We start from the raw sequence: 20144 nt of genomic DNA on the forward strand, positions 1-20144 counted from the left end.
GCTTGCCGTCCGGACCGGCGGGTTGTCGTGGTGCGGAGGAATCAGGGCACCACGCAAGACGTCAACCGAGGCCGGCCTGCTTGAGCTGGCGATTGATGCTCTCGGCGAGCTTGTCGAGGCCCTCGTCGACGCTCACCTCCTTGGCCACCATCTTCTGCAACGATGCGGCCCATTCGGTGGTCAGGTCGAAGAACAGTGGCTGCGCCGTGAAGTAGATCTTGGCGCCGGGCGATGACACATCATGCTGCTCGAGATAGCCCGGATAGGATTTGGCAATGCGGTCCCGGAACTCGCTGTCCTTCCACACCGAGGCACGCACTGGATTGACGAAGTCCATTTTGCGCGCGCCGAACAGATCGTGCTCGGTCGACGCCGCCCACTGCATGAACAGCCACGCCGCATCCTTCTGCTTGGAGAAGCTCGAGAGCGCGAGTGACCAGATCCAGACATTCGGGGTCGGCGCCTTGGCCGCCGGATTGGCGGCAAACGCGGCGTAACCGAGATGCCCCTTCTCCTTGTTGTCGCCGCCGTTCATGAAATAGCCGAGGATGTCGGCATCGAAGATCATGCCGGATGCGCCCGCGCCAAGGTCGGTCCCGACCTGATACCAGGTGTAGGTCGACCAGTTCTTCGGGCCCGAGGTCTGGATCATCTTGACCCATTTCTCGTGAAACTCCTTCGACGCCTTGGTGTTCATCGCGGCCTTCAGCTTGCCGCCTTCCATCACGAAGTCTTTCTGGCCGAAGTTCGAATAGGCGGACAGGAAGCCCGGATGGATGGTTGCCCAGGAGCGTGAACCGCGCACGCCGACACCATAGGGCCCACCCGCGTCCTTGGTGATTTTTGCCGCGACTTCGAGCAAATCGTCGAGATTTTTCGGCGGCTTGACGCCGACCTTATCGAAGATGTTGCGGTTGTAGGTGATGTTGTTGAGCTCGTAGCCCCAGGGAATGCACCATTGCTTGGCCTTGCCTGAACCGAGCTCGGAGCCGGCAACACCGTCCCACGCCGTCGAGGCGCGCAGGCCCGGCAGCACGTCGTCCCAGGCAAAGGCCGGGTTGGTCTTGGCGGGATCCTTGATGTAGGTGTTGAGATCCTCGATCCAGCCGGCCGGACCATATGTCCAGGTCATGTAGGCGCCGGTCATGAAGGCGTCGTACTGATCCGACTTCGACGACAGCGCCGCGGTCACCTTGTCGAAGTAGACGTCTTCCGGGAAGATGTCATAGGTGACGTTCATCCCGGTGAGAGTCTTGAACGCCTCGAGATCGCCGATCATCGCATCGACGTAGGGATGCTTGTTCAGCAGCAGCTTGACCGACTTGCCGCTATAGGCCTTCCAGTTGAAGTCCGCGGCCATCGCGCGCGATATCGAGGACGCAAAGGCGGCATTGGCAGCGACGCCGGCGATGCCCAGCTTGGCGGCGCCATCCAGCAGATCACGCCGGCTAATGCGCTTGGCGGCGTAGGAGTCGAATAGATTCTTCTCTCGATCGTACATTGTAACCTCCCATTGTGCGCGTTTACTTTCCCTTAGGACCCTTGTTTCTGGTCTTGCCGGATGTTGCCTCCGGCTTGTCGGTAGCGAGTGATTGAGCGGTGGCCTCATCGATGATGAGGCCGTGCAGAAGGCCGCTGCGCAGCACCGCGCGCAATGCAGTCACCTTGGCCGGCCCGCCGCCAATCGCGACGATGCGATGCGCCCTGAGATCCGCTGCCTCCATCGACGTGGCGCGCGCGGACAGATCGATGTCCAGGATCCGGCCGTCGGCGCTGAAAAAACGTCCGAGCAAATCGGCGCAGGCGCCGACACGCTTCAACTCGACGACCTCATCCGGCTTGATCATGCCGCTTGAGACCAGAAACCCGTCGCTGTGGATTTGCCCGATGCCGACGAACAGCAAGGATGCCTGGCGCGCCAGCGCAAACACCTCGGCAATGCCATATTGCTGCATCAACACGGCGCGGTCCGCGACCGAATTGGCGAACACCGGCACCGGCAGCAGGTACGCCTCGGCCCCCGTCCGCTCCGCCAGCCGATGAATGACGTCGAACGGGTTGGCGGCGAACTTGCGGGTGAGACCGCCGAGCAGCGACACGAACTGCACGTCGCGGGTCGGCGTCTGCGGCAACTGCTCGACCACGGCTGCGAGCGTACGGCCGTGGCCGACGCCAATGATCCGGTGCTCGCCACGCTCGAGGAGCTGCCGCAGGAAGCTCGCCCCTTCGAGCGCGAGCGCCTTCAGCGGCAGGTCGCCCTCGCCGAGATCCGGCGCCACGCGACAGAACGCAAGGCCGTAGCGTTCGGCCAAGGCATTCTCCAACGCCACGCATTCCGCCACGGGTCCCTCGACGAAGACACGGATCATGCCTTCGCGGCTCGCCCGCGCGATCAGCCGATGCGCCTTGGTGCTCTGGATGTTGAGCCGGTCGGCAACCTCGGACTGGGTGAGCCCGGCAGCAAAGTAAAGCCACGCCGCCCGCGTCGCGAGCGAGGCTTCGCCATCAACCATCGGCAGCCTGTCGAGGGAGATGCTCACGCCGCAAAAGCCCGCTTGCAAAATTATTCAGACGCTGCAAAAAATTGCAGACGTGGGTCGGGACGTCAATCCCCCAAACGTGCTGCAGTGCGATCAGACAACCGCCGCTCTTGGACGGAGTTGATCGGAGGTCACGAGATCGCCAATCGCGGTGAGGTCGAATGCCAGGTTTATTCCTCGGAATTGACGTCGGAACGGGTGGTGTCCGCGCCTGCGCGATCGACGCGCATGGCGATATCAGGGGAATGGACTCCGTTGCCCTGCCGTCGCCACGGCAAGACGGCAGTGCGATCGATCAGGATCCGGAACTGTGGTGGCATGCGGCCGATGCCGCCATCCGCAAACTTGGCGGCAAGATCGATCTCACACACATCGAGCGAATTTCGGTCGACGGCACCTCGGGCACCCTGCTCCTGATCGATGCGGCCGGCCAACCGCGCACAGCGGGCCTCATGTATAACGATGCGCGCGCCTCAACGGAGGCTGCGCGCATTTCCGAGGTGGCTCCTCCGGAAAGTGGCGCTCACGGCGCGAGCAGCGCGCTGGCGAAGCTGCTCCATCTGTTGCACCACACGGAGCGTCGGAATGTCCGCTTTGCGGTTCATCAGGCCGACTGGATTGCGGGGCGCCTTGCCGGACGCCACGGCATCAGCGACGAGAACAACGCGCTGAAGCTCGGATATGATCCGATCACGCGGACTTGGCCGGACTGGCTCGACCGGCTCGACGTGCCGCGCGAGTTGCTGCCGAAGGTTCTGGTGCCGGGAACACCATTTGCGGATATCGACCCGACGGTCGCGGCCACACTCGGCCTGCCGCGATCGGCTCGCATCGCAGCCGGCACCACCGATGGCGTCGCCGCCTTCATCGCCACCCGCGCCGATGCTCCGGGCGATGCGGTCACCTCGCTCGGCACGACGCTGGTGGTGAAGCTGCTGGCGACGACACCGATCTTCGCCGCCAATCAGGGCGTCTATTCGCACCGGCTCGGCGACAGTTGGCTCGCCGGCGGCGCTTCAAACTCCGGCGGCGGCGCGCTGCTGGCCCATTTCAGCGCCGCGGAGATGGAGCGGCTGACGCCACAGTTGAACCCTGACGAACCGACCGGCCTCGACTACTACCCCCTCGCCAAACCGGGCGAGCGATTTCCGATCGCCGATCCGGCACTGCCGGCACGGGTCACGCCGCGTCCGCCCGAGGATCACCGCTTCTTCCAGGCTCTGCTCGAGGGCATCGCCGCGGTCGAGGCCCTCGCCTATCAGCAACTCTCCCGCCTCGGAGCGCCGCCGCTTCGCCGTGTCATCAGCATTGGCGGCGGCGCAAGGAACGATGCGTGGACCGCAATCAGGCATCGGCGTCTCGGTGTGCCCGTGACGGTCGCCGAGCAAACCGAAGCCAGCTATGGTGCGGCCCTGCTCGCCCTGCGGGGCGGTCCGCAATGAGAGACGGGCCGATCGACATCGCAGGCCTTGGCACGATTATCGAGCACTTCGATCACGTGCTGCTCGACCAATGGGGCACACTTCACGAGGGGCGCTCAATCTTCCCGCGGGCCCGAGACTGCGTGACGCGGCTGCGCGATGCCGGGAAACGCGTGCTGGTACTGTCGAATTCCGGCAAGCGCGCAAGCAACAACGCGCAGCGGCTTGCCTCGCTTGGACTGCCCACGGAAGCTTATGACGGGATCTTGACGTCGGGCGAAGTCACCTGGACCGGCTTGAAATCACGCACGCAGGCACCGTTCAAAGAGCTTGGCCACGCATGCTTGCTGATTTCGCGCGGTGGCGACCGCACGATCGTCGACGGGCTCGATCTCGATGTCGTGGACGATATCGAGAATGCCGAGTTCGTTCTGCTCGCAGGGCTCGATGATGCCGCGGCCGAACCCGAACAGTGGCGCCAACGCCTCGCCCGGGCCGCGGCACGCGGACTACCGATGCTGTGCGCCAATCCCGACCTCACCATGTTCGGCGCCAACGGATTGATGCCTGCACCGGGCGCCTTGGCGCGCTTCTACCAGGCACTCGGCGGACATGTGACGTTCGTCGGCAAACCGCATATGCCGATCTTCGCGGCGGCGCTTGACCGGCTAGGCCATCCGGCGCCGGCGCGCGTCCTGATGATTGGCGATTCGCTCGATCACGATATCGCCGGTGCACGCGCGGCCGGCATGTTGACGCTGTTTCTCCGTGCAGGAGTGCACAGAGATCGCCTTGTGACCGATCAATCCGGGCCAGAAGGAGACGCCCGCACCCCGAACTGGACGATGAATCATCTAGCCTGGTGAGATCCAGACAATGCAACAGCCCGCGCGACTCGACGACCTCCGCAGCATGTCGGCCCGCGTCGGCAGGAACATCCTGCTCGTGCAGGGCGCCGGCGGCAACTCGTCGATCAAGGATGGCGACGTGCTTTGGGTCAAGGCGTCCGGGACCTGGCTGGCGGACGCCAACGACAAGGATATCTTCGTTCCGGTTTCGCTGTCCGCCGCACGCGCGGCGCTGGAGCGAGGCGACGAACGCGTGCCGCTCGCTCATGGCGCGGAAACAGCATTGCGCGCCTCGATCGAGACCTCGCTGCATGCTCTCATGCCGCATCCGGTCGTGCTTCACGTTCACTCCGTCAACACGATCGCATGGGCGGTGCGGACCGCAGCGTGGCTTCCACACCGCCTCGCGCTGCCGCGGCAAGGGGCTGCCGGCCGAGGATGAAGTCGGCGCCCTTCTCCGCAATCATGATCGTCGGTGCATTGGTGTTGCCTGAGACCAATCGCGGCATGATCGATGCGTCGATCACCCGGAGCCCCTCGATCCCGCGGACGCAGAGGCGCTCGTCGACGACGGCGAGCGGATCGGACCCCATCTTGCAGGTGCCTACCGGATGATAGATCGTCTCGCAGCTCTGCCGGACATAGCTGTCGATATCCGCATCCGATGTCGCACGAGAGCCCGGGGCATATTCCGTTCCCCGATAGGGATCAAAGGCCTTCTGGGCGATGATCTCGCGGCCGATCTTGATGCCGTCGCGCATGTTGCGCACATCCTCCGGCGCCTCCAGATAGTTCGGACGGATTGCGGGATGTTGCAGCGGATCAGCCGACCTGATCATGATACTGCCGCGGCTCTGCGGCCGTGCGATGTTGAAGTAGGCCATGAAGCCGTGCTCGTCCACGATCTTGCGGCCGTGATCGCCATAGATCAGCAGGACGAAAAAAAACTGGAGATCCGGCGCAACGAGATCGGGTTGCGATTTGAGGAACGCCATGGCTTCCAGACCATGTGAGGTCGCAGGACCCGTCCTGGTCAGCACGTACTGGATGAAGGCCTTGGTGGCCCCGAGCGGCTTGGTGTGCTTGAGGAACGAGATCGGCTGGGTGCACCGCTGCTTCACACCGCAGGCGAGATGATCCTGCAGATTCTGTCCAACGCCCTTGAGCTCGTGGACCACCTTGATGCCGAGCGACGTCAGGTAGTCTCCGTCGCCAATTCCTGACAACTGCAGCAGTTGCGGCGAGTTGATCGCACCGCCCGACAGGATCACCTCCCGTTCCGCCTTCAGGGTATGGACCTGTCCGTTCCTGATATATTCGACGCCGACGGCGCGTCCGCCCGCGACCAGGATGCGGGAGACGAGCGCCTTCGTGATCACCTTGAGATTGGGACGGTTGATGACCGGATGCAGATAGCACCACGCGGCACTGGCACGCCTGCTGTCCGCAATGGTGCTGTCGACGGGGCCGAAGCCTTCGAGTTCGGCACCGTTGAAATCGTCGTTGGCGCGAAATCCTGCCTGTCTTCCGGCCTCGAACCAAGCCTTGGTCAGCGGATGTGTCAACTCCGGCAGACGGCTCGTGCGCAACGGGCCATCGCCACCATGATAATCGTCGGCGCCGGCCTCGCGCCCCTCGGAGCGAATGAAGTATGGCAGGCAATCTGCATAGGACCAGCCGCGGTTGCCGAGTTGCGCCCACATGTCGTAGTCGGACGCGTGGCCGCGGATATAGACCATGCCATTGATCGAGCTCGACCCACCCAGCACCTTGCCGCGCGGCCAGAACAACACCCGGTTGTCCAGATGCGGCTGCGGCTCGGTGTGATAGTGCCAGTCGACACTGCCAGATTTCATCAGGGCGAGATATCCCGCCGGCATGTGGATGAATGGATTTGTGTCCTTGCCACCGGCCTCGAGCAGGACGACGTCACTCTCCGGGACAGCCGACAGACGGTTTGCCAGGACGCATCCGGCGGAGCCCGCGCCGACAATGACGTAATCCACCATGCTCTCCTCCGTCTTCTTATCCGCCGATAGCCATCAACAATTGGTCCGCCCGCGGTTGCACCTCGTCTATCCGGCGAGGTCCGAGCTCCAGCTTGGGCGGCTAAGCTCTCATCGCGGCACGCGGCCTGGTCTCGTCAGAACCGTTGATGACCTTGCCTGTCGCAGGGTCGAACAGGCGAATCCTGTCCAGAGCGGGCACTAACCTAATCGCGTCATCCGGCGACAGCTCGAGGCGATCCTGCGTAATGGCGCAGACTTCCTGCCCGCCGATGTCGGCATAGATGTGAATCTCAGGGCCGGTCGGCTCGACCACGGACACCTTGGCGGGAATGCCTTCGTTGCCCGCGCCGGGCCATAAATGTTCGGGCCGGATTCCGTATTTGACGATCTGCCCTGGTGCGACGTTCGCGCCGGGAGGCAAAGGGAGCGCGACGCCGTTGGCACGAACGATAGCGCGTCCCGCCTCCGTTGCGACCTCGCCGGTCAGGAAGTTCATCGAAGGTGATCCGATGAACTCGGCAACGAACAGATTTGCAGGACGGTCATAGATCTCGAGCGGCTTGCCGATCTGCTCGATATTGCCGTCGCGCAGCACCACGATCGTATCGGCCATCGTCATGGCTTCGATCTGGTCGTGCGTGACGTAGATCGTCGTCGTCGAAAGCTTGTGATGCAGCTCCTTGATCTCGGTGCGCATCTGCACGCGCAGCTTGGCGTCCAGGTTCGACAACGGCTCGTCGAACAGGAACACGGAGGGATCGCGCACGATGGCACGGCCCATCGCCACGCGCTGGCGTTGTCCACCTGACAATTGCCGCGGCTGGCGATCGAGATAGGGCGTGAGGTTGAGGATCGATGCCGCCCACTCTACCTTGCCCCTGATCTCCTCCTTCGGACGTTTCTTGAGCTGCATCGAGAACGCCATATTGTCGAATACGCTCAAATGCGCATAGAGAGCGTAGTTCTGGAACACCATCGCGATGTTGCGATCCTTCGGATGCAGCTCGTTGACGACGACGTTGCCGATGCTGATCTGGCCGGAGGTGATCTGCTCCAGCCCGGCGACCATCCGCAACAATGTCGATTTTCCGCAGCCGGAAGGCCCCAACAGTACGACGAACTCACCATTGGCGATGGAGAGATCGATGCCGTGCAGCACCTCGAATCCGCCGTAGGACTTGCGCACATTGCTGATCGTGACCGATGCCATGCCTTGACCTTCCCGCTATACGCCCGCCCGCGCCGACAATATTCGCTCGGCGATCTCGACGAAGCCATCCGCGCCCCGCTTGCTGGCGACGAACGCCGGAGTTGCCGCCATCATGCCTTCGAAATCCCTCACGTTCGCTACGCCGCAGGCATAAGGAAAGAAGCCAAACATCGGCGCGTCGTTTGGACTGTCACCGCAGAACACGATGCGGTCCTTCGCCTCGTCGAGATCAAGGCCCAGCCTGTCGCGCAGAAAGATTCGGGTCATTGCCAGCTTGTCATAGCGGCCGAACCATCCATTGACGTGGATGGAGGAAACCTTGGCGACGCCGCCCGCGCTTTCGAACAGGGAGACGATCTTATCGACCGCAGTGCGCGGCAGCGGCGCTACGTCCTCGCACACGTCGATCGCAAGATCAGCTTCCCGGTAAAGCTGATCGGCAGAGATCGCTGCTCCCGGCACTTCGGACAGAATTCTTTCGCCGAGCGCCAACAATTTGCGACGGTTAGCGGCGCGCTCGGCCTCGCTCGCAACGAACTTGCGAACCATTTTCCGCGCCACTGGATCGTATCGGAAATAGAACGCACCATTCTCGCCGATCACGCCTTCGACGGGCCAGAACCGCGCAATCATGTCGCACCAGCCCGCGGGCCGGCCGGTCACCGGAACGACCGCTAGCCCAGCGTCGCGCAGCCGCTCCAGCGCAGCATAGGAGGCGGCCGGGAGCTGGCCTTCAGTGGTCAGCGTATCGTCGATATCGGTCAGGATGCAGACGACGCGGCGCGCGGCCTCGTCCGGGAAACTTGCAATGGGTTTCATGACGGCACGCCCTCGGCAAACGAAGCCAGGCGTGCATTCCAGTCGAGCAGCTTTGGCCAGAGATCGGCGTGGATGGCGCGCAACTCGGCGTAGCGCGCGACATTGTTAGGTTCAGGCTGGAATGTCCTTGCTGGAGGTCTCGTCATCGCCGCAGTGGCTTCGGCGATGGTGCCGTACCAACCCGCTCCTTTGGCGGCAGCGATCGCCGCGCCGAGCGACGATGCTTCCCGCGCCGGTGAGCGACACACCGGACGGCCCGATGCGTCGGCCAGGATCTGGAGCCAGAGATCGCTGTCCGAACCACCCCCGATCGCAGTGAGCTGCGCGATCGCGCCACCTGTCGCCGCCACGATCCTTTCGATCTGGCCGGCGAGCTCAAGCGCTATGCCTTCCAGCAAGGCCCGATAGATGGCACCGCGTCGGGTCGAACCCGACAAGCCGGCAATCACGCCGCGCGCATAGGGATCCCAATACGGCGTCATGCAACCAAGCCAGTACGGCAGCACGACGACTCCACCCGCCCCGATCGGACAGCCTGCGGCTTCCGCTTCCAGCGCCTTGAAGATGCTGCGTTCAGCCGCCGGATCGGCTGCGAACATTTCGCGCGCCATCCAGTCGATCAAGAACGTTCCGGTGCGAATGACCTGCTCATAGATGTAGCCATCGTCACATACAGCCTTCTCGGTGCGGAATGCGCGGTCATAGGCGTAGCTGTGGCCGTAGCTTCCCGAGACCACCGCGGTCCCCAAATTGATGTAGGCGCTGCCCGGAGACGTGACGCCGGCGCCAGTGCTCGCGCACTGCCCGTCGCCACCGCCGGCGATAACGGGCGTTCCGGCAGACAGACCCGTGAACGCCGCTGCTGCGTGCGTGACTTCACCCATCCGGGCGCCGGGCCGCGCCAGTGCCGGCAATTTCCCCACCGCAATGCCCGCAGCATCCAGGATCGCTTCAGACCAGGCGCCGCTCGTCATATCGAGCAAGCCGGTCGGATCGGCCGATGCCGTCGACGTCCGCCATTGACCGGTCAGGCAATGCGTCAGGTAGCCGTGAACTTCGGCAAACCGCGCGGTACGTGCAAAAATCTCGGGCTCCTGCTCCGCCATCCAGATCATGCGATAGAGGCAGGGCAGAACATCGAGCGGCTTGCCGGAAATGGCATGAACGCGCTCCGCTCCGAACGATTTGCCGAAGCGCACGACCTGCGGCCGCGCCCGCTCATCGAGCCAGGTCATGCCCGGCCTGATTGCGGTCCCGTCCTCGGTGAACGCACTGAAGGTCTCGCGCTGATTGGAGATCGCAACCGCGGCGATACGCCCGGCGCCGACCTGATCGGTGACACTGCGCAAGGCGGCTGCGGCCGAATCCCACCATTCGTCCGGGTTCTGCTCGAAATATCCCGGCTGCGGATTGGCAAGGCCGATGCCCTTGCGTCCCTCCGCGACGGCGCGGCCACTGCGGTCCCAGGCGATCGCCTTGGTCGCAGAGGTCGAACTGTCGATGCCGATCACCAGATCTTGTGTCATGCCGTGTTGTCTCAAAAGGAGCGAAGGCGACGTCGGCCGCCTTCGCCAGCTCTTGCTCTGCGGGCCCTACAGCAGCCCGGCATCCTTCACCTTGGCGTCGATATCCTTTGCGAGCGCATCCATGCACTTCTGAGGATCGCCGCCATAGGCCTGCCCGGTGAGCAGCTTGCCGAGCTCCGTCGGTATCTCGTTGGTCGACAGACCGGCCCACAACGCCATGTGCGGCTCCGTGGCCATCGCGTTGTCGATGACCCACTTCACCGTTTCGAGATGCCGTGTCGTGCCCGGGCCGACCTTGGCCTTGGCCTTGACACGCGGATCGGCAAACGAGGAGTTTCGCATCGGCGCGAAGCCGCCAAGCAGCGTGCAGCGGGTCATGATCTCCTTGCAGCAGCCCCACTGCATGAAGATCCACGCCGCTTCCTTGTTCTTGGAATATTTCGACAGCGAGATGCACGAACCGCCCTGATGGCCGAGATTCGGCTGCTCGTTGAAGCCGGCGTCGGACGGCGATCGCAACTTCTTCGCGGTCAGCGGCTTGGCCGGCTCCCACAGGCCCTTGACCTTGGAGTCGTCGGCATCGAGACCAGGGAAGAATTCATCCCAGCTCTGCACCAGCGCCACCTGGCCCGAGTGCATCATCTCGAACTGGCCGTCCCAGGTCGATGCCGTCGAGTTCGGTGGCGAGACCTTCAAGAGCTCCTGGTACCATTTCAATCCGGCAACGCCCTGCTCGTCATTACCAGAGAATTTCTTGTTCTTGTTGAAGATCGAGCCGCCATGGCCCCACACCGCCTGGCTCCAGTCGCATTCGAGCGAATAGTGCCCGGACTTCGCCTGCAGGCCGGTGCCGAACACGCCGTTGCCCTTCTCGGCCTCGGAGATCTGCCTGGCCGCCGCGAGGAAGTCTTCGTAGGTGGTCGGCACCGCGATCTTGTGCTTCTCGAGGATGTCCTTGCGGTACATCAGCGTGAAGATCGGGATGTCGAAAGGAATGCCCATCCACTGCCCCTCGACCTGGGCGACATTCTTGACGAGCGGCTTCGAGAAATCATCCCAGTCGAAATCCGGCATCGCCAGTTCGGGCTTGTCCTTGTAGTAGGCTACCGGGTCGATGCAATCGGGCTGGAACATCGAGATCCACGACTGGTCAAGGTAGTAGAGGTCGTAAGAGCCGAGTTGGCCCTGCACGTCCTGTGTCGCCTTGGCGAGCACCTGCTCGAGCGGCACGATCTCGACCTCGACCTCGATGCCGGTCGGATCGGTAAACTCCTTCTTGATCTGGTTCAGCACCACCGACGGCGGCGTCGATTCGGTCGAGTAGCGGATCTTGGCGCCCTTGAACTTGCTGCCGACCTCTTTCAGCCATTTGGCCTGGTTATCGGGCAGGCCCTCGGCAAACGCCTCGGTGCCGAGCATGCTCCCTCTGCGCAGCCCGCGCGGATTGCCAAGCATGCCCAGGCTGAAGGCTGAAAAGCCCACGCCGGCCAATCCCATCTTGCGCAGGAATTCGCGCTTGGAGATTTGTCGGTTGGTATAGGCGTTCGCCGTGTCGACGATGAAGGTCTGCTGATCGAACTTCTTGAAACTCATTGCTACTCCTCCCGATGTTTTGTTGACTTGTAGTCCCGGTTCGTACGCCTACTCCTTGAGAGATCCCAGGGTCAGGCCGCGCACAAGCTGCTTCTGGACGAGCAAGATGAAGATGAAGCTCGGGATCACGGCCGTCGTGCCGAGGGCAGCGATGAAGCCCCATTCCGATCCTGTCGAGGTGACAAAGGTCGTGATCTTGACGGGCAGCGTTCGGATCGAATTGGTCAGGAACAGCGACAGCAGAAATTCCGTCCACGAAAAGATGAAGCAAAGCACGGCGGTGGCCGCGACGCCGCCCTTCACCATGGGCAGAACGACGCGCCAGAAAATCTGCAACCGCGAGGCACCGTCGATCATGGCGGCCTCGTCGACGTCGACGGAAACGTCATCGTAGAACGATTTCATCAACAGCACAGCGATCGGCAAATTGATCAACGTATCCACGAGGATCAGGCCGAGCCGCGTATCGAGCAGCGACATGTAGTGAAACATGAAGACAACAGGCACGATGATCGCAATCGGCGGCATGAAACGCTGCGACAGAATCCAGTTCAGATAGGCCTGCCGCCAGCGGAACCGCATCCGAGACAATGCGTAGGACGCGATCACCGCCAGCAGTACCGTCAACGCGGTGGCTCCCACCGCGATGATCAGCGAGTCGATGATGGTTTGGCGGCTGTCATAGGAACTCGCACCTCCGACGCCGAACGTGTTGCCGGATTCGATCGCAAGCTCCGCCCGCGACTTGCCGAGCATCGTCACGGCATAATTCACCAGCGTCGGCTTGAAGTTGAACCAGACGATTTCATCCTTGTTGAAGATCGCGGACGTGGGCTTGAACGATGTCAGCGCCCACCAGAACAGCGGAAACATGAATATGCCGACAACGAGCACCGCGGCTACGTCACGCAATCGCTTCTGCCAAAACGTTTCCTGCATCAGAACCGCACCTTGAACAGCTTGATGAAGATGCTTGAGGTGATGATCACCAGCAGCAGCGTGAACAGCGAAATGGTCGAGGCGTAGGGAAAATCGGCGTTTTTGAAATAGATCGTGCCGGCGTAGGACGTCAGCGTCTCGGTTGCGGTGCCCGGTCCGCTGTCCGTCATGACCTTGACGTAATCATAGATGCGGAACAGATCGACTCCGCGGATCAGGACGGCGAGCGCGATGATCCTGGAGAGCATCGGGAGGGTCAGGCGGAAGAAGGCCTGGCTCGGGGTCGCTCCGTCGATCGCCGCGGCCTCGAAAGGCTCTTTCGGCAAGGCGCGCAATCCGGCGAGCATGATCAGCACCATGAAGGGCGTCCACTGCCAGATGTCAGCCAGCAGAATGCCGGCCAGCGCCGAACCGCTGGAGGCGAGAATCGGATACTGCGGCGGCCAAAGTCCGAGCGATACCAGACCCATGCTCAACACGCCGAAGGACCCGTCCAGCATCAGCAGGAACATCATGCCGGTGACGGCGGGCGGCACCACCAGCGGCAGCGTCATCAGCGCCCGGAGCAATCCGTAACCCTTCCGGTCGCTGTCGAGCAGCAGCGCGATGGCGAGACCAAGGCAAAGTTCGATCAGCAGGGCCGTGATGGTGTAGAGGTAGGTGTGCCCGATCGCACCCCACACCCGTTCATCGGCGATCAACTTTCCCCAATTCCAGGTTGGGTTGAAGACGTTCATACGGGTGATGGGATTGCGCTTGAAGAACGAGAGCCACAGCGCATACAGAAGCGGATAGACACCGAACGCCAGCAGCAGCGCGGTGATCGGCGCCAGCCACGGGAACGGGTGTTCCGAGGTCAGAAACCGTGGCCAGACACTGCGCCGCGGCGTGCCCGGTAACGACACATCGACAGCCAGACTCTGCGCATGCTGCGCAACAATTGACGTTTCCTCGCGCATCGCTGTTCTCTCGGCGCCGGGCTCTATCGGCCCGGTTCGCTATCTTGCTTCAGGACCGGCGTAATACTCCGGATCGGTGAGACCGGGCCGCGCGCGGCACCAGCGCTTTCGCTGTTGCCACGTCCGTGACCAGTATCGTTGCATAGTTATTGTTGAGCGCGGCATAAACCGCATCGATCTTGTCGCTGCCGCCGGCGATGCAGATGCGTTCCGGCACCTTGGCGATCTCGTCGAGGGTGAGGCCGATCATCTGGTTGTCGAGCGCGCCCAGGATCGGCTTTCCCTCGCTGTCGATGAAGCGCCCGCTCACCACACCGACCGCGCCGCGCGCCAGATACGGCGCGATCTTCTCCGGCGTCATGTAGCCGCTGCGCATCGCGGTGCCGGCATCGTCGACGCTACCGACACCGAACAGCACCTTGTTGCTCGACTGGATAATCTTGAAGGTCTCAACGAGCGCCGGCTCCTGCATGAACAGGCGCTTGATCTGGGCGGTGGAGACGATGCCCGGCGCATGCAGATTGACGCAACGCGCGCCAAGCCGGTTGGCAATGTTAGAGGTGCACAGCTCGGGCGAAAACTCCGTGGTTCCGATCGAGCAGCCGGTGATCTGAGCAACGGTCACGCCGGGAAGCTTCATTTCAGGCAACGACGCCGACAACGCCTGAACCGTGCGGCCCCAGGAAACGCCCAAGACATCATCGGGCTGCAGCCGCTCGATCAGGAGCCGCGCGCCCGCCATGCCGATCCGTTCGTGCACCGGCAGACGACCGCCGTCATCAGGCACAACGAGGCAGCTCGTGAGCCCGTACGCATCGGCCAACTCGCGCGCAAGACCAATGGACTGCAGGTGCCGCGACGAGACCGCAATCGTGACGATGTTGCGGTCGCGCGCCTCCTGCAGGAAATTCACCACCGAGGCGCGGGAGACGCCGAGCTGATCGGCGACCTCTTCTTGCGTCATGCCCTCTTCGTAATAGAGCCACGCCGCCCAGACGACTGGATCGCTGTCGAACTCCGCCGGGATCGAGAGCGCCCTGCGCTTGATCCGCGACGGTGTCACTTGGCGTTGCAGCGTTCTGGTCATCAGCGATCCGGCCTCAGCCACGGCATTCACAAAATGCATGCCGTGTTGACAATTGTCAATCAGCTCAGCAAATTGTCAATACAGCTTGTCAAATGTCACCACCAGGCGCGACGCCGATGACGCAGCGCGGGATTTGCCGATGCCAAAACACAATTGGACCGCGCTGATCGATGATCTGGTGGCAGGGCGCTGGATCAATCCGCTCACCGGCGCGCCGGTCAAGGTGCCCTACGATTCCATCGTGATCGAAGACAGCCTCGACGGCCGCGAGGCTGAGTTGGTCGCGTCCCTGAAGCTGGGACATCGACTTGCCGTCGTCGCCGACCAGGCAACCTATGAAGCGATGGGCGCGCGCATCGCCAAGGCACTGCGCGAACTCGGTCCGATCGAGGCGATTGTGTTGGATCATCCTCACGCCGACATGGCCGAGGTTCGCAGCCTTGCGGAAAGGCTCCGCGCATTCGACGCCGTCGTTGCTGTCGGATCCGGCACCGTCAACGATCTCTGCAAGTATGTCACGGGTTTGGACGGCAGGCCCTATTGCGTCTTTGCCACCGCCGCCTCGATGAACGGCTACACCTCATCCACGGCTTCGCTGACGCTCGACAGCGGCTTGAAGGTGTCCCTGCCCTCGCACACGCCCGCCGGCTTCTTCGTCGACCTCAAAGTGTCCGCCGCGGCGCCGCCCCACCTCGCCGCCTCCGGGTTCGCCGACTGCCTGGCCCGTTCGGTCGCGCAGACCGACTGGTGGATGTCGCATCGGCTGTTGGGAACGGCTTACTTCCAGGAGCCGTACACGATCCAGGCCGACGACGAAATCGAACTCAACAAGCGTGCCGGGAATCTACCCAAAGGCGACATCGAGGCGATGGGGTATCTCTACCGCGTGCTCACGCTGTGCGGGCTCGGCATTTCCTTCACCGGGGTTTCGCACCATGGCTCGATGGGCGAGCACCAGATTTCCCACTACATCGATTGCTTTGCCGGCGAACGGCATCCGGGCAGCCTGCACGGCCAGCAGGTGGGCATCGCGTCATTGAGCATGGCGCGGCTGCAGCAGCAGATGTTGGCCGCCGATCGCCCACTTTCGGTTCACGCGACCAACATCGATGTCGCCGACATGAAGCGCCGTTTCGGCGACGAGGTTGCTTCCCAATGCGTCGCTGAGTTGAAACAGAAGGCTTTCGACCATGAGGGAGCCAGCGCATTCAACCACAAGCTCGAAACGATGTGGCCGGAGCTTCGCCGCGAGCTCGCCGCCTTCACAATTCCAGTCGACGAGATGAAGCGGCTGTTGTCGGCCGCGGGCGGCGCCACGACTGCCGCGGAACTCGGCGTGCCCGTCGATTTCTATCGCGAAGCCATCGTGCATTGCCGGGAAATGCGCAACCGCTTTTCGTTCCTCGACATTGCGGCGGATGCCGGAACGCTGGAGGCATTCGCGCAAGGCGAACTCTGATGGGAGGGCCGTGACATGACTGCAAAACCGTTGATTGCCGTGACCGGTGCCAGTTCGGGTATCGGAGAAGCGACCGCCCGCGCCTTCTCGGCGGCCGGCCATCCTGTTCTGCTGATGGCTCGCCGGATCGAACGGCTCAATGCGATGCGGCTACCCAGTTCGGTTTGCCGCCAGGTGGATGTGCGTGATCGTGCAGCGTTGGCGGCCGCCGTGCGGGACGCCGAAGCGGAGTTCGGCCCGGTCGACATGATGTTCGCCAATGCCGGCGTTGCTAGGCTCGCGGATATCGGCAAGCAAGATCCCGCCGACTGGGATGAAATGATCGCCATCAACATCAATGGCGTCATGAACAGCGTCTACGCCGTGATGTCCGGCATGATGGAGCGTCGTCACGGTACGCTCGTGATGATGAGCTCGATCGCGGGACGCAAGGTCTATCCCGACCACACCGTCTACTGCGGCACCAAATTCTTCGTGCACGGCGTCTCCGAGAGCCTGCGCGAGTACCTCTCCAGTTACGACGTCCGCGTCCTCGTCATCTCGCCGGGCATCATCGAGACCGAAGTACTCGATGGCGTGAAGGATCCCGGCACCCTTGCCAACTACAAGGCAAACAAGGCGGCCATCGGCGGCGGCATCGGGGCCGAGCACGTCGCCAAGCTGATTCTCGATGCCTACAACCTTCCGCAAAATGCGCTGGTGCAGGAGATCTGCATCACGCCGACCCGACAGAAATACTGAGCGCGGCCGACGCCGATTTCCAGGAGCCCATCATGACCGACACCGAACTTCAGTTGCGCGAGGCCATCATTGCGAAATGCCGCTGGATGAATGCCACCGGGCTGAACCAGGGCACGTCCGGCAACATCTCGGCACGCCATGGCAACACCATGCTGATTTCACCGTCCGCGACGCCCTACGACTCGCTGACCCCCGACATGATTGTGGCAATGCCGATCGACGGAGAATACGGATCATGGAAGGGCCCGCTCAAGCCCTCCACAGAATGGCGCTTCCATCTCGACATCATGAAGGCGCGGCCGGACGTCGGGGGGATCGTCCACACCCACTCGACCTACGCCACCGTGCTGGCGATCGCGCGCAAGGAAATCCCGGCCTGCCACTACATGATGGCGGCGTTCGGCGGCATGAATGTTCGCGTCGCTGGCTACGCGAGGTTTGGCACCAAGGAGTTGTCCGAGTACGCGCTCACCGCACTCGAGGGTCGAACCGCCTGCCTGCTCGCCAATCACGGCATGATTGCCACGGGCGCATCGCTGGACAAGGCGATGTGGCTGGCGGTCGAGCTCGAGACGATTGCCCGGCAGTACTATCTCTCGCTGGCGATCGGTGGGCCGGTGCTGCTGAACGAGGCCGAAATCAGCGAGACCGCCGCGGCATTCGGCAGCTACGGCGTGCAGGATCCGCCCGCCGAGAATTCGCGGGCATAGCGCCGACGGGAGCACGAAGCGATCTGCTGGATCGGCGCCTCATTGAGATAAGCGGGTAACCGCTTATTTCTTCAATTCGGCATACAGTTGCATCACCCGCTGCGGCAGCACCTCGATCCGCGGTACATGCAGCGCGTAGCGCTCTCCGAAGATCCGATCGAGCTGAGCAAGCCTGTCGCCGCCCATGCCGAACGCGAAGATGTCGATGCCACGCCGCCGCAACTGCTGGACGGCACGACGGGCGTCTTCTGCAAGATAGCGCGGGTCCGGCACATCGACGTCAGAAGGTTCGCCATCGGTCAGCACCAGCAGCACCCTTCGGAATGCCCGGCGCCCCGTAAGGTAGCTGCCTGCATGGCGCAGCGCTGGACCGAGTCGCGTCGAACGGCTGCTGCCAAGTCCCGCGAGCCGTGAACGCACCACCATGTCGATCGGCTCGTCAAAGCCCTTGATATGCAGGTAGCGTACGCGTTCGCGGCCGTCCGAGTTAAATCCGTGGACAGCGATTGCGTCATTGGCGGCCTCCACCGCCGCCGTCATGATCGCGGCAGCCTTGCACTCGACGTCGAGAACGGTTCGGCCCGAACGGTCGCGATCGGCGGTGGACTGCGACAGATCCATCAGCAGCAAAACGGCGAGGTCGCGCGGGCCTGGTGCATCGCGCTGGTAGACTCTCGGCTCGCTGAGGTAACCGGACCGCCGCTCGACGGTCAGCGCGATCGCGGCATCGATGTCGAGCGCGTCGCCGTCGCGTTGAGCTTTGTGGCGGAGGCGGCGGCCGATCGACGCATCGCGGGTCAACCTCGTGACCCTGCGCATCGCGTCCGTATCCGCAGGGAGATCGAAGGGTTTTGCGGACGCGCCGGCATCCGCTTCGAGAATGGTGGTCCAGTCCGCCCGCTCGATGCCGGCCGCGTAGTCCCACTCCGGATAGGTTGCAACCGGAAGACCGTCGAGGTTCGTCACGGCGCTTGCCCGCGCACGCAGCGTCTCTTCGGGCTTCGCGCTGTCGTCCGCGGAACGGCCGTCCGCGTCTTCCCGTCGTTCGATTCGCACGGAATCGACGGCGAGCTCGATCGTCTCGGTCTCGGCATCGGGCAGGTCGCCGAAATCCCACAGGGCCAGATTATCGTCGCGATAGGCGGGCTCGACGACATAGCTCTTGGGGTTGAACTGCAGCCGCATCTGTCCGATGTCGTTGCCCAGCAGTCCGCCGATCTCGCGGCTGATCGAGGGATCGGTCCAGCGCTCCGACGCCGCGGCAAACAGCGTTCGTCCCTTGACCACCCAGGCATCGGAATCCTGATAGTCGGGATCGATCAGCGCCCGCGACAGCCGCGTCATCAGGCCCACCGCGGTTGCCTGGTCAGATCGCGCGGCGACGTGAAATGGCAGCCACAGCCGGCGCAAACCAGGCATTTCCCGTAATGCCAGGGCCTCGACCCTGGCATCCTCGATCAGCGAGACCAGCGCGAGTTGCAGCGCCTTCAGCCGCCCGACCGGAAATCGGACCGTGGAGTGAATCAAATGGGCGCCGGCATGCGCGACCGCTGCGAGATAGATCGTATCGGCGCGGTCACCCTCGAAGCCGGCAAAGCTTTCCGGCAGCCCGATCAAGCCCGCGGCGAGCGAGGTTCGCTGCGGCGCCGACGTTGTCGCCATCGGCAGCTTGCGGAAGCGCGGCCGTCTGCCCCACAGCGCTACCGTCGTTGCCGCGAGGCGCTTTTCCAGCCGCGCAAGATCGTCGCTGGTTCGGCCGAGCGCAAACAGCCGCTTTGACAGCGCATCGTCGAGCGCGAAATAGGCACGCTGCCGCGCGGCGCGACCGCCGCTCGCGCGCAAGCCGGCGGAAACCCAAGCCGCGAAATCCTCGGCACTAGCATGTGCGAGCAATTGCTCCAGCCGGTTGATAGCGAGGCCCACCGATTCCGGCCCCTCCTCGGAAAGTCGGCGGAGAGCATCAAGAACAACCGTCAGCTCTCCGGCGCCTGCGAGCCGCGACAGAATCTTGGAAAGCTCCGCCAACAGGGCGTGAGCGACACGGCTTCCGGTGTTGCGGCCGATGTCCCTGCCGGCACGTCCGATCGCAATCAGATCGTCGACCGATCGTTGCGCCGGCCATTGCTCCGACAGGCGAAGAAAGACGAGAACAACCGCCTCGCCAAGATTGGCCTCAAACAGACCATGCACGGTCTCATCCCAGAACGCGAGACGATTGATCGGTTCGGAACGGCTCTGCAACGCCATCCGCGCCGCCTGCACGGCTGCGCCCACATCGTCGTG

At 63.0% G+C, this 20144-nt stretch carries 16 protein-coding genes and 1 pseudogene; 6 read left to right on the forward strand and 11 right to left on the reverse strand.

Annotated elements, in window-relative coordinates:
- Positions 1–61: 61 nt before the first annotated feature.
- Together P6U30_RS23370 and P6U30_RS23375 are read right to left on the reverse strand one after the other, a co-directional pair.
- Entirely contained in the window at positions 62–1501 is a 1440-nt protein-coding gene (locus P6U30_RS23370) for an extracellular solute-binding protein (protein ID WP_407165251.1), read from the reverse strand.
- Positions 1502–1523: 22 nt separating this feature from the next.
- A complete protein-coding gene (locus P6U30_RS23375; RefSeq protein WP_407170520.1) occupies positions 1524–2513 on the reverse strand; it encodes a sugar-binding transcriptional regulator in 990 nt (329 codons plus the stop codon).
- Between the two features lie 188 nt (positions 2514–2701).
- Here P6U30_RS23375 and P6U30_RS23380 point away from each other — a divergent pair, with 188 nt between their 5' ends.
- The 3 genes and pseudogenes from P6U30_RS23380 to P6U30_RS23390 all read left to right on the forward strand — a co-directional run.
- The gene (locus P6U30_RS23380; protein ID WP_407165252.1) at positions 2702–3982 is read left to right on the forward strand and encodes an FGGY-family carbohydrate kinase; all 1281 of its coding nucleotides are present in this window, start codon (positions 2702–2704) and stop codon (positions 3980–3982) included.
- Positions 3979–4827 carry a TIGR01459 family HAD-type hydrolase gene (locus P6U30_RS23385; protein ID WP_407165253.1) on the forward strand — a complete coding sequence of 283 codons (849 nt, stop codon included), beginning with the start codon at positions 3979–3981 and terminating at the stop codon, positions 4825–4827. Before P6U30_RS23380 ends, P6U30_RS23385 begins: the two co-directional genes overlap by 4 nt.
- Before the next feature lie 10 nt (positions 4828–4837).
- Positions 4838–5197: pseudogene (locus P6U30_RS23390) on the forward strand (class II aldolase/adducin family protein); the annotation flags it as partial.
- On the opposite strand, the gene P6U30_RS23395 reads toward P6U30_RS23390, so the two are convergent.
- The 8 genes from P6U30_RS23395 to P6U30_RS23430 all read right to left on the reverse strand — a co-directional run bounded on the left by P6U30_RS23395 (position 5163) and on the right by P6U30_RS23430 (position 14951).
- Positions 5163–6818: a choline dehydrogenase gene (locus P6U30_RS23395; RefSeq protein WP_407165254.1), complete on the reverse strand. Its 1656-nt coding sequence runs from the start codon at positions 6816–6818 to the stop codon at positions 5163–5165. The pseudogene P6U30_RS23390 and the gene P6U30_RS23395 sit on opposite strands and share 35 nt — an antisense overlap.
- 100 nt (positions 6819–6918) lie before the next feature.
- A complete protein-coding gene (locus P6U30_RS23400) occupies positions 6919–8028 on the reverse strand; it encodes an ABC transporter ATP-binding protein (RefSeq protein WP_407165255.1) in 1110 nt (369 codons plus the stop codon).
- Positions 8029–8043: 15 nt separating this feature from the next.
- On the reverse strand, positions 8044–8847 hold the full coding sequence (locus P6U30_RS23405; RefSeq protein WP_407165256.1) for an HAD-IIB family hydrolase: 804 nt from the start codon (positions 8845–8847) through the stop codon (positions 8044–8046).
- Positions 8844–10373: an FGGY-family carbohydrate kinase gene (locus P6U30_RS23410; RefSeq protein ID WP_407165257.1), complete on the reverse strand. Its 1530-nt coding sequence runs from the start codon at positions 10371–10373 to the stop codon at positions 8844–8846. Before P6U30_RS23410 ends, P6U30_RS23405 begins: the two co-directional genes overlap by 4 nt.
- Positions 10374–10439: 66 nt before the next feature.
- Positions 10440–11966 carry an ABC transporter substrate-binding protein gene (locus tag P6U30_RS23415; RefSeq protein ID WP_407165258.1) on the reverse strand — a complete coding sequence of 509 codons (1527 nt, stop codon included), beginning with the start codon at positions 11964–11966 and terminating at the stop codon, positions 10440–10442.
- 48 nt (positions 11967–12014) lie between these two features.
- Positions 12015–12905, reverse strand: a complete 891-nt coding sequence (locus P6U30_RS23420) for a carbohydrate ABC transporter permease (protein WP_407165259.1) — start codon at positions 12903–12905, stop codon at positions 12015–12017.
- On the reverse strand, positions 12905–13864 hold the full coding sequence (locus P6U30_RS23425; protein ID WP_407165260.1) for a carbohydrate ABC transporter permease: 960 nt from the start codon (positions 13862–13864) through the stop codon (positions 12905–12907). The genes P6U30_RS23420 and P6U30_RS23425 overlap by 1 nt, the downstream gene beginning before the upstream one ends.
- 49 nt (positions 13865–13913) lie before the next feature.
- Complete coding sequence (locus P6U30_RS23430) at positions 13914–14951, reverse strand: sugar-binding transcriptional regulator (RefSeq protein ID WP_407165261.1); 1038 nt, start codon at positions 14949–14951, stop codon at positions 13914–13916.
- A gap of 139 nt (positions 14952–15090) precedes the next feature.
- Between P6U30_RS23430 and P6U30_RS23435 the strand changes: the two genes are divergently transcribed.
- The 3 genes from P6U30_RS23435 to P6U30_RS23445 are packed head-to-tail and all read left to right on the forward strand — an operon-like array spanning position 15091 to position 17861.
- The gene (locus P6U30_RS23435; protein ID WP_407165262.1) at positions 15091–16410 is read left to right on the forward strand and encodes a sn-glycerol-1-phosphate dehydrogenase; all 1320 of its coding nucleotides are present in this window, start codon (positions 15091–15093) and stop codon (positions 16408–16410) included.
- Between the two features lie 15 nt (positions 16411–16425).
- Positions 16426–17151, forward strand: coding sequence for an SDR family oxidoreductase (locus P6U30_RS23440; RefSeq protein WP_407165263.1), 726 nt, complete (start codon positions 16426–16428; stop codon positions 17149–17151).
- A gap of 32 nt (positions 17152–17183) precedes the next feature.
- Complete coding sequence (locus tag P6U30_RS23445) at positions 17184–17861, forward strand: class II aldolase/adducin family protein (protein WP_407165264.1); 678 nt, start codon at positions 17184–17186, stop codon at positions 17859–17861.
- A 63-nt stretch (positions 17862–17924) separates the two neighbouring features.
- Here P6U30_RS23445 and P6U30_RS23450 read toward each other — a convergent pair whose 3' ends face one another.
- Complete coding sequence (locus tag P6U30_RS23450; RefSeq protein ID WP_407165265.1) at positions 17925–20108, reverse strand: nitric oxide reductase activation protein NorD; 2184 nt, start codon at positions 20106–20108, stop codon at positions 17925–17927.
- Positions 20109–20144: the final 36 nt, after the last annotated feature.

It is taken from the genome of Bradyrhizobium sp. ORS 111 (assembly GCF_045571485.1).
Classification (GTDB): Bacteria; Pseudomonadota; Alphaproteobacteria; order Rhizobiales; family Xanthobacteraceae; genus Bradyrhizobium.

What these genes read in the sequence shown, in the direction of transcription:
- P6U30_RS23370 (WP_407165251.1), bottom strand. Translation starts at nt 1,501, where the DNA reads ATGTACGATCGAGAGAAGAATCTATTCGACTCCTACGCCGCCAAGCGC.
- P6U30_RS23375 (WP_407170520.1), bottom strand. Translation starts at nt 2,513, where the DNA reads ATGGTTGATGGCGAAGCCTCGCTCGCGACGCGGGCGGCGTGGCTTTAC.
- P6U30_RS23380 (WP_407165252.1), top strand. Translation starts at nt 2,702, where the DNA reads ATGCCAGGTTTATTCCTCGGAATTGACGTCGGAACGGGTGGTGTCCGC.
- P6U30_RS23385 (WP_407165253.1), top strand. Translation starts at nt 3,979, where the DNA reads ATGAGAGACGGGCCGATCGACATCGCAGGCCTTGGCACGATTATCGAG.
- P6U30_RS23395 (WP_407165254.1), bottom strand. Translation starts at nt 6,818, where the DNA reads ATGGTGGATTACGTCATTGTCGGCGCGGGCTCCGCCGGATGCGTCCTG.
- P6U30_RS23400 (WP_407165255.1), bottom strand. Translation starts at nt 8,028, where the DNA reads ATGGCATCGGTCACGATCAGCAATGTGCGCAAGTCCTACGGCGGATTC.
- P6U30_RS23405 (WP_407165256.1), bottom strand. Translation starts at nt 8,847, where the DNA reads ATGAAACCCATTGCAAGTTTCCCGGACGAGGCCGCGCGCCGCGTCGTC.
- P6U30_RS23410 (WP_407165257.1), bottom strand. Translation starts at nt 10,373, where the DNA reads ATGACACAAGATCTGGTGATCGGCATCGACAGTTCGACCTCTGCGACC.
- P6U30_RS23415 (WP_407165258.1), bottom strand. Translation starts at nt 11,966, where the DNA reads ATGAGTTTCAAGAAGTTCGATCAGCAGACCTTCATCGTCGACACGGCG.
- P6U30_RS23420 (WP_407165259.1), bottom strand. Translation starts at nt 12,905, where the DNA reads ATGCAGGAAACGTTTTGGCAGAAGCGATTGCGTGACGTAGCCGCGGTG.
- P6U30_RS23425 (WP_407165260.1), bottom strand. Translation starts at nt 13,864, where the DNA reads ATGCGCGAGGAAACGTCAATTGTTGCGCAGCATGCGCAGAGTCTGGCT.
- P6U30_RS23430 (WP_407165261.1), bottom strand. Translation starts at nt 14,951, where the DNA reads ATGACCAGAACGCTGCAACGCCAAGTGACACCGTCGCGGATCAAGCGC.
- P6U30_RS23435 (WP_407165262.1), top strand. Translation starts at nt 15,091, where the DNA reads ATGCCAAAACACAATTGGACCGCGCTGATCGATGATCTGGTGGCAGGG.
- P6U30_RS23440 (WP_407165263.1), top strand. Translation starts at nt 16,426, where the DNA reads ATGACTGCAAAACCGTTGATTGCCGTGACCGGTGCCAGTTCGGGTATC.
- P6U30_RS23445 (WP_407165264.1), top strand. Translation starts at nt 17,184, where the DNA reads ATGACCGACACCGAACTTCAGTTGCGCGAGGCCATCATTGCGAAATGC.
- P6U30_RS23450 (WP_407165265.1), bottom strand. Translation starts at nt 20,108, where the DNA reads ATGGCGTTGCAGAGCCGTTCCGAACCGATCAATCGTCTCGCGTTCTGG.